The sequence below is a fragment of the Acidovorax sp. KPB24-07 genome (assembly GCF_057543315.1).
Map to the genome: position 1 here is coordinate 1 of NZ_BAAJYS010000161.1, position 8,469 is coordinate 8,469.

Below are 8,469 nucleotides of genomic sequence, written 5' to 3' on the forward strand. Positions count from 1 at the left end.
CCCCCGGCGTGGTGGCCTGGGCGGGCGGCCACGGCGCCGCGGCTGCGGCACATGGTGGCGCTGTGCTCGGGCAGCTTCTTCCTGGGGGCAGCCGGCCTGCTGGACGGCGCGCAGGCGGCCACGCACTGGAGCGTGGCCGATCTGCTGCAGCGCCGTTTCCCCGCCGTGCGCGTGGATGCCGACGCGATCTACGTGCGCAGCGGCAACCTGTGGACCTCGGCCGGGGTCACCGCCGGCATCGACCTGGCGCTGGCCCTGGTGGAGGAGGACTTCGGCCGCACCCTGGCGCTGGAGGTGGCGCGCGACCTGGTGATGTACTTGAAGCGCCCCGGCGGGCAATCGCAGTTCAGCATGCACCTGGCCAGCCAGGGCACGCGCCACCCGGGCATCCGCGAGGTGCAGGCGTGGGTGCTGTCGCACCTGGCCGAGTCCCTGCCGCTGCAGCAGCTCGCTTCGCGGGCGGCCATGAGCGAGCGCAACTTCCGCCGGGTGTTCCTGCAGGAATGCGGGCAAAGCCCCTCGGACTTCATCGAGACCGCCCGGCTGGAAGGCGCCCGCCGGCTGCTGGAGGAAGAGAACGGCCTGCCGCTCAAAACCGTGGCGGCGCGGGTGGGTTTCCGGTCGGACGAGCCGCTGCGCCGGCTGTTTCTGCGCCGCCTGGGGATCACCCCGCAGGCCTACCGCGAGCGGTTCGGCGGGCCAGGCTGAGCCCCGGCCCGGCGGCCCGGCGGGTCGCCGGGCCTTTTGGAAAAAAGGCATGATGACAAGCTGCGCAGCGCTGCGAGACCGCCGGCAACGGCCGGGCCCGACTGCACATCGACACCCAACGAGCGAGCGATTCAAAGGTTTTTTCTCAATGCACACCGTCCCCGGCCCAGCGGCCGCCGGCTCTGCCGATTCCCCGGGTAGCCGCCCCGACGCGCGAGCGATCTCCGAGTTCGATTGGTCCCTGACCCCCCTGGGGCCCGCCGTGCACTGGCCGCAGTCCGTGCAGGCCGCGATCGCGCAGTGGAGCGAGGCCGCCGCGCCATCGGCACCTTTGCCGGATACCGACATCCGCAACCGCCAGATCCTGGACAGCGCCATCGACTACGCCATCATCGCTTTCGACCTGCAGGGCCAGGTCACGCGGTGGAACGAAGGGGCCCGCCGCGTGCTCGGCTGGACGGAATCAGAAATGCTGGGCCACGACGCCGCCCGGATCTTCACCCCCGAGGACCGCGCCGCGCACCGCATGGAGATGGAAATGCAGGCCGCGCTCACGCGGGGCGTGGGCACCGACGAGCGCTGGCACGTGCGCAAATCCGGCGAGCGCTTCTGGGCCAACGGCGAGATGACGCCGATCCGCGATGGTGACGGCACGCCGATAGGCTTCGTGAAGGTGCTGCGCGACCGCACCGAGCAGCATCGCGCGGCCGAGGCGCTGCGCCAGTCCGAAGAACGCCTGCACCGCGCGCAGAAGGCGGGCGGCGTGGGCACGTTCTCCCTCGAACTGGCCACCGACCTGCTGTACGGCACGCGCGAGTTCTATCGCATCTTCGGCGTGCCCGAGGCCGAGACCATCCCCGCCAAGGCGCTGGAGGCGCTGGTGATTCCCGAGGACGCCGAGGTGCGCTCCGCCCGCGAAACCCGCAACGCCGAATCGGCCCCGCTGGATGTGGAGTACCGCATCCGCCGCGCCACCGATGGCGCCCTGCGCTGGATCGCCCGCAAGGCCGAATTCGTGCGCAGCCCGGACGGTGCGATCGTTCGCATGGTCGGTGTGGTGCAGGACATCACCGACCGCAAGGCGGCGCTGCAGGCGGTGGCCGACAGCGCGGCGGAGTTCCGCACCTTCGCCCAGTCACTCCCCAGCCACGTGTGGACCGCCCGGAGCGATGGCCAGCTGGACTGGTTCAACGACCGGGTGTATGAATACAGCCAGGCCGAACCGGGCACGCTGGATGGCGACGGATGGAAGAGCCTCGTGCACCCCGAAGACCTGCCGGCGGTGTCCCAGCTGTGGCAGGCGAGCGTCGCCTCCGGCGAGCAGTATGAAACCGAGTTCCGCATCCGCCGCGCGGACGGCGAGATGCGCTGGCACTTGGTGCGGGCGCTGCCCCTGCAAACGGGGGGCGGGGCCATCAGCCGGTGGATCGGCACCAGCACCGACATCCACGAGCAAAAGCTGGTGCAGGCCGAAAGCGTGCGCGACCGCAACCGCTTGTGGGCGCTCTCGCGCGAACTCATGCTGGTGTGCGACTTCCAGGGCGTGATCGCCGCCGTCAATCCCGCCGCCACGCGCCTCCTGGGATGGGAAAAGCCCCAGATGGCCGGCCATGCCGTGGCCGAATTCATCCACCCCGAAGATGCCGAGGGCATGGCCGCCGAACTGGCCAGGCTGGAGGCCGGCGCGCCCACGCTGGTGTTCGAGAACCGCTGGCGCAAGGAAGACGGCAGCTACCGCCTGCTGAGCTGGACCGCCGTGCCCGAGGAGGGCCTGGTCCATGCGGTGGCGCGCGACGTGACGCGCGAGCGCACGGCCGAAGAGGCGCTGCGCCAGTCGCAAAAGCTCGAAGCCATCGGCCAGCTCACCGGCGGGGTCGCGCACGATTTCAACAACGTGCTGGCGGTCATCCGCACGTCGATCGACCTGCTGCGGCGCGTGCAGCTCACCGACGAGCGGCGCCACCGTTTCATGGAGTCCATCTCCAACGCGGTGACGCGGGCGACCAAGCTCACGGGCCAGCTGCTGGCCTTCGCGCGGCGCCAGGCCCTGCAGCCCACGGTGTTCGATGCCGGGCACAACACCCGGGCGGTCAGCGACATGATCGCCAGCCTGGCGGGCGCGCGCATCGAGATCGAGCTGAACTTGGCGGAGACGGCCTGCTTCGTGCATGCCGACCCGAGCCAGTTCGACACCGCCCTGGTGAACCTGGCCGTCAATGCCCGCGACGCCATGCAGGGCAGCGGCAAGCTCACCATCGAGGTGCGGGCCGTGTCCGAGATTCCCGCGCTGCAGTCGCAGCCCGCGGTGCCGGGCAAATTCGTGGCCGTGTCCATCATCGACAGCGGCACGGGCATCGCGCCGGAGCACCTGACGCAGATCTTCGAGCCCTTTTTCACCACCAAGGGCGTGGGCCACGGCACGGGGCTGGGCCTGTCGCAGGTGTTCGGCTTCGCCAAGCAGTCCGGCGGCGACATCCGTGTGGAAAGCACGCTGGGTGAGGGCAGCCGTTTCACCCTGTACCTGCCGCGCGCCGCGCGCCCCGGTTACGACGCGCAGGCCGCCGAAGGCGACGACCGGCTGGCCCTGGGCTACGGTGGCTGCGTGCTGGTGGTGGAGGACAACGCGGAAGTCTCGGCATCCGTCGAGCAGACCCTGCACGAACTGGGCTACACCACCGTGGTCACGGCCAGCGGCGAGAAGGCGCTGGAGGCCTTGAAGGCCGGCCCGGGCCGCTTCGTGGCGGTGTTCTCCGACGTGGTCATGACCGGCATGAGCGGCATCGAACTGGGCCGCGAGATCCGCCAGCGCTACGGCGCGGCCCTCCCCATCGTGCTGTCCAGCGGCTACAGCTACGTGCTGGCGCAAAGCCCCGACCACGGCTTCACGCTGCTGCCCAAGCCCTATTCGCTGGACGAACTGGCGCAGGTGCTGCACGACAGCATCCACCGTGGCGCGGACGCCGCGCGGCCGCGCCGCCGCAAGGTGCGCGCGGCACTGCCCCCATCGGCCGCGGCGGATGCGGCGCAGTCGGAACTGCTGCGCCAGGCCGAACTGGAATCCATGCGCATCCTGGACACCGACGAAGAAGCGGCCTTCGACGAGTTCGCCCGGCTGGCGGCGGCCTGTGCCAGACGCCCATCGCGCTCGTTTCGCTGGTGGATGCCGACCGGCAGTGGTTCAAGGCCAAGGTGGGGCTGGCAGCGCGGCAGACGCCCCGCGCGCATTCCTTCTGCGCCCACGCGATCCAGGTGCCGGAAAGCGTGATGATCGTGAGCGATACCTCGCGGGACGAACGCTTTGCCGACAACCCGCTGGTGACGGGCGAGCCCAACATCAAGTTCTATGCCGGCGCGCCGCTCATCACCTCGACCGGGCAGGCGCTCGGAACGCTGTGCGTGATCGACCGGGTGCCGCGTGAGCTGGAGGCCCGGCAGGTGGAGATGCTGCAGTTCCTGGCCGCCCAACTGGTCGAACGGCTGGAATCGCGCCGCGCCGCATTGCCGGATGCGCCGGCACGGCAGGCCCCGCCGCAGTAGCCCGTCCGCCGCATTCCGCCCGGCCACCGGACCGTGATCCGCCTTTGATCCGCCAGCCGGCGGAGGAGGGGCGGGGCGCGGGTGGTGTCGGATTGCGCCTACGCCGGCCGGCCCGGCCTTCCGACGCACCGCTCTGCGGTGCGGGCGCCCAATGGCAGCCCCAGACGACGGGTCTGTTTTTGGAGGGTTTCCCCATGTTTTCCAACCCGGCTGTTCCCTCGCCGCTGCGTTTCGGCGAAAGCGTCCCCTCCGCCCAGATGGGGGAATTCGGCGGCTTCGGCCTCCAGTGGCAACAAGGCGATGGCGCCATCGACGGAGACGGCCAGCAGGCCTTCCGCTCTGCCGCATCCGAATACCAATACGGCGACAGTTGCCGTTTCGAAACCCAGGCCCAAGGCTGAAGCCAGGGGGGCGACAACGCAAGCGCGATCCGCGTGTAGCGGGTGGTTGATTCTTCCCGGCCGCTACTGCCGGAAAGCGGTTTTCACTGGGAATGGATGGCCTGCCCGGAGGGACTCGAACCCCCGACCTATTGCTTAGAAGGCAATTGCTCTATCCGGTTGAGCTACGGGCAGACGGAAAAAGAAAAAGACGCGGGGCCTGCAGGCCCTGCAGCATGGACTGGACGCCGTGTGGCACATCGGGACGATGGCAGGCGGGTCCGTGCGAGGCGTGAATGATACCTGCCTGCCGGGGCCTCCCCGGTCTTTTTGGCCCCTGGCGTTTTGCGGCAACCGGGGGCTTGCGGGTATAACGCAAGGGCAGGCGCCCATCGGGTGCGCCCGCTCCCCAATCACCCCATGCCGCACAGCCTCTCACTCATCAACACCATCGCCGCGGCGCTGGGCCTGGCGCTCGTGCTGGGCTTCATCGCGACCCGGATCCGCCTACCGGCCCTGGTGGGCTATCTGCTCGCGGGCGTGGTGATCGGCCCCTTCACCCCGGGGTTCGTGGCCGATGGCGAAATGGCCAGCCAGTTGGCGGAGATCGGCGTGATGCTGCTGATGTTCGGCGTGGGGCTGCATTTTTCGCTGGGCGACCTGCTGTCGGTGCGCAAGATCGCCGTGCCTGGGGCACTGGTGCAGATGGCGGTGGCCACGCTGCTGGGCATGGGCCTGGCGCTGTGGTGGGGCTGGGGCCTGGGCGGGGCGCTGGTGTTCGGCCTGGCCCTGTCGGTGGCCAGCACCGTGGTGCTCTTGCGGGCGCTGGAGACGCTGGGCATCCTGGATTCGTACACCGGCCGCATCGCCGTCGGCTGGCTGGTGGTGGAGGACCTGGCCATGGTGCTGGTCCTGGTGCTGCTGCCGCCACTGGCGCAGTGGCTGAACGGCACCGCCGGGGCGGGCAGCACGGGCGATTTGTGGAAGACGCTGGGCTGGACCATCGCGCAGGTGGGCGGCTTCGTCGCGCTGATGCTGGTGGTGGGGCGGCGGGTGTTCCCGTGGATCCTCTGGCAGGTGGCGCGCACCGGCTCGCGCGAGCTGTTCACGCTGTGCGTGGTGGCGGCGGCGGTGGGCATCGCCTTCGGCTCCGCCGCGCTCTTCGGCGTGTCGTTCGCGCTGGGGGCTTTCTTCGCCGGCATGGTGATGCGCGAGTCGGAGTTCAGCCACCGCGCCGCCCAGGAGTCGCTGCCGCTGCGCGATGCGTTCGCGGTGCTGTTCTTCGTCTCCGTGGGCATGCTGTTCAACCCCTGGGTGCTGGTGGAGCGTCCCTTGCAGGTGCTGGCCGTGGTGGCCATCATCATCCTGGGCAAGACGCTCGCGGCGGCGGCCCTGGTGCTGGCCTTCCGCTACCCGCTGAACACGGCGCTCACGGTGTCGGCCAGCCTGGCGCAGATCGGCGAGTTCTCGTTCATCCTGGTGGGCCTGGGCGCCTCGCTGGGGCTGCTGCCGCCGGAAGGGGCCAGCCTGGTGCTGGCCGGTGCGCTCATCTCGATCGCGGTCAATCCGCTGCTGTTCCATGCCATCGCCCCGCTGCAGGAGTGGCTGCGCGCCCGCTCGGCCCTGGCGCGCCGGCTGGAGCAGCGCGACGACCCGCTGGCGGAGCTGCCCCTGAGCACGCACCGCCGGTACCTCGCGCGCCAGGTGGTGCTGGTCGGCTACGGCCGCGTGGGGCGGCGCATCGCGGCGGCGCTTTCGGAGAGCGACATTCCCTTCGTCGTGGCCGAGCAGAACCGCGATCTGGTGGAGACGCTGCGCAACGGCGGCATGGCGGCGGTCTACGGCGACGCGGTTGAGCCGGCCGTGCTGATCCAGGCGCACATCGCCCGGGCGCACATGCTGGTGATCGCCACGCCGAACACGCTGGACGTGCGCCAGATCATCGCGACGGCGCGCACGCTCAACCCGGAGATCGAAACCGTGGTCCGCAGCCACAACGAGGCCGAGGCCCGGCTGCTGGAGCAGGAAGAGGGCGTGGCCAAGGTGTTCCTCGGCGAGGAGGCGCTGGCCGCGGCGATGACCTCGCATGTCCTGGGCCGCGCCGGCGAGCGCCAGGCCGAGGCGACGGCGCCGGGCGCGCTGGAGGAGCGGCACGCTTCGGTTTGAGCCAAATCGGGCTCCACGGCATGATTGACTAGGGCATATTGCTACTATTTTTGTAGCAATCTGCAGGGGCCTTGGCGCGCCTCATCCCGTCTGTCCGTCTGTCCGTCTGTCCGTCAGGTCGTCAGGTCGTCTGCAGGCCGGCGCCGTGGCGCTGGCCCCGCGCCTGTCTTGCCCCGGCTTCAGTCGGCCTCTTCGAACACCAGCGACGGCGTGGCCATGACCCGGGCCGTGTCGCCCAGCGCCGGGATCAGGTGGTTGGCGAAGTAGCTGTTCTGCGTGTCGGGCTCCAGCGCGGCGACGGCCAGGTTGGCCAGGGGCTGGTTCAGCGGCACGTAGTAGCTGCCTTCGGGCACGTCGATGGCGGTGCGCACGGTGGTCACGCGCACGCGGGTGATGTCCTGCTGGCCGGCGATGGTGCCGCGCACGTCCTGGCGCACGCCTTCCTCGCGGCCGGTTTCCTGGTAGCTGTCGCTCAGGAGCGAACCCGGCTCGGCCACCCGCATGACCTGCAGCCCGAGCAGCTTGAGCCGCTCGGCCGCCTGGCCCGCCGTGGGCGAGAGCCAGTAGCCGCAAGGGCGGGGGGCGCGAGGCGACGGTGCGCAATTCGAGCGACGAGTTCCAGTCCACGCGCACGGTGCGGTCCGCGCCCGTCGCGGGGTCGAGCATGACGAGGTCGCGCTGCGTGGCGGTCGGCCCCGCCTCGATGGCGACCTGGCCGCGGCAGGCCTGCGCCGCGGTGTCGCGCACCACGAACGAACGCACCTGCTCCAGGTTGCCGGCCCGCTCGGCCGTGCTGCGCAGCGCGCTGGACAGCGCGGTCACCTGGGCATGCACGCGGCGCTGGATGTCCAGCCGCCCGATGCCCACGCCGCGCGTCTCCACCAGCAGGCTGACCGCGTTCTTGAGGCCGTTCACGTTGCGGCCCGTGTCGGGTTGCGTGCCGCCCATCGACACGCGGCGGTCCTGCGGGTCGGTGGAGGTGGTGTAGTACCACTCGCTGGTCAGGCCCTGGCCCTGCAGCGCGGCCGCCATGGGCTGGTGGTACCACTCGCGCGCCGCCTTGGTGAGGAACTCGGGCACGTTGGCCGTGGTGGCGTACTGCAGCAGCGCGTCGTACTTCTGGATGGCACCGAACTTCTCCAGGAAGCGGCCAGAGACGGTGTATTCGTGCGCATCGAGCACGGCGATGGGACGGTAGTCCCGCGTGAGCCGCGCCAGGGCCTGGGCCTCGGGCGTGTTCAGCAGCAGGTGGTCGCGGTTCATGTCCGTGCCGTTGGCCGTGGCGCGGGTGCCGGCCTCGGCGCCGTCCGGGTTGGCGCGCGGCACCACGACCACGTTGATGCGGTCCAGCAGCGGCTCCAGCAGGCCCTGCGACAGTTCGCGCGCCATCACCAGCAGGGCTTCGCCGCCGGCGGGCTCGTCGCCGTGCTGCTGCCCGATGAGCAGCACCGTGGGCTTGCCGCTCGCATCCAGGCTGGCCACGTCGGTGTTGGGCGCGTGCGTGAGCACCAGGGCCTGCAGGGGCGTGCCGCGTTGGGACATGCCCAGGTCCAGCACCGTGGCCTTGGTGGCGCCCTGCGGCGTGGCGGCGAGCTGCCGCAGCCACTGGGCGCCTCGGCATTGGTGGTGAAGGCGCGGCGCCCGTCGGCCAGGCCGGGGGGTGTCGTAGTGCACGGCC

5 protein-coding genes, 1 tRNA gene and 1 pseudogene are annotated in these 8,469 nt (G+C 70.5%); 5 read left to right on the forward strand and 2 right to left on the reverse strand.

From position 1 onward, the window contains the following. From AC27IQ_RS15480 to AC27IQ_RS15495, 4 genes are all read left to right on the forward strand, one after another. Positions 1 to 708 (forward strand): GlxA family transcriptional regulator (locus tag AC27IQ_RS15480; RefSeq protein ID WP_487089984.1); only part of this gene is annotated, 708 nt, incomplete at its 5' end. Positions 709 to 856: 148 nt separating this feature from the next. Next, positions 857 to 3,973 (forward strand): hybrid sensor histidine kinase/response regulator, encoded by a 3,117-nt coding sequence (locus tag AC27IQ_RS15485; RefSeq protein ID WP_487089985.1) that lies wholly within the window; start codon positions 857 to 859, stop codon positions 3,971 to 3,973. Next, on the forward strand, positions 3,898 to 4,245 hold the full coding sequence (locus tag AC27IQ_RS15490) for a GAF domain-containing protein (protein ID WP_487089987.1): 348 nt from the start codon (positions 3,898 to 3,900) through the stop codon (positions 4,243 to 4,245). The genes AC27IQ_RS15485 and AC27IQ_RS15490 overlap by 76 nt, the downstream gene beginning before the upstream one ends. 194 nt (positions 4,246 to 4,439) lie before the next feature. Then, positions 4,440 to 4,646 (forward strand): hypothetical protein, encoded by a 207-nt coding sequence (locus tag AC27IQ_RS15495; RefSeq protein ID WP_272568429.1) that lies wholly within the window; start codon positions 4,440 to 4,442, stop codon positions 4,644 to 4,646. Between the two features lie 97 nt (positions 4,647 to 4,743). On the opposite strand, the gene AC27IQ_RS15500 is transcribed toward AC27IQ_RS15495, so the two are convergent. Then, positions 4,744 to 4,820 (reverse strand) — tRNA-Arg (locus tag AC27IQ_RS15500). 225 nt (positions 4,821 to 5,045) lie between these two features. On the opposite strand from AC27IQ_RS15500, the gene AC27IQ_RS15505 reads away from it, so the two are divergent. Then, a complete protein-coding gene (locus AC27IQ_RS15505) occupies positions 5,046 to 6,791 on the forward strand; it encodes a cation:proton antiporter domain-containing protein (protein WP_487089986.1) in 1,746 nt (581 codons plus the stop codon). Positions 6,792 to 6,970: 179 nt separating this feature from the next. Here AC27IQ_RS15505 and AC27IQ_RS15510 read toward each other — a convergent pair. After that, positions 6,971 to 8,469: pseudogene (locus AC27IQ_RS15510) on the reverse strand (M14 family metallopeptidase); the annotation flags it as partial.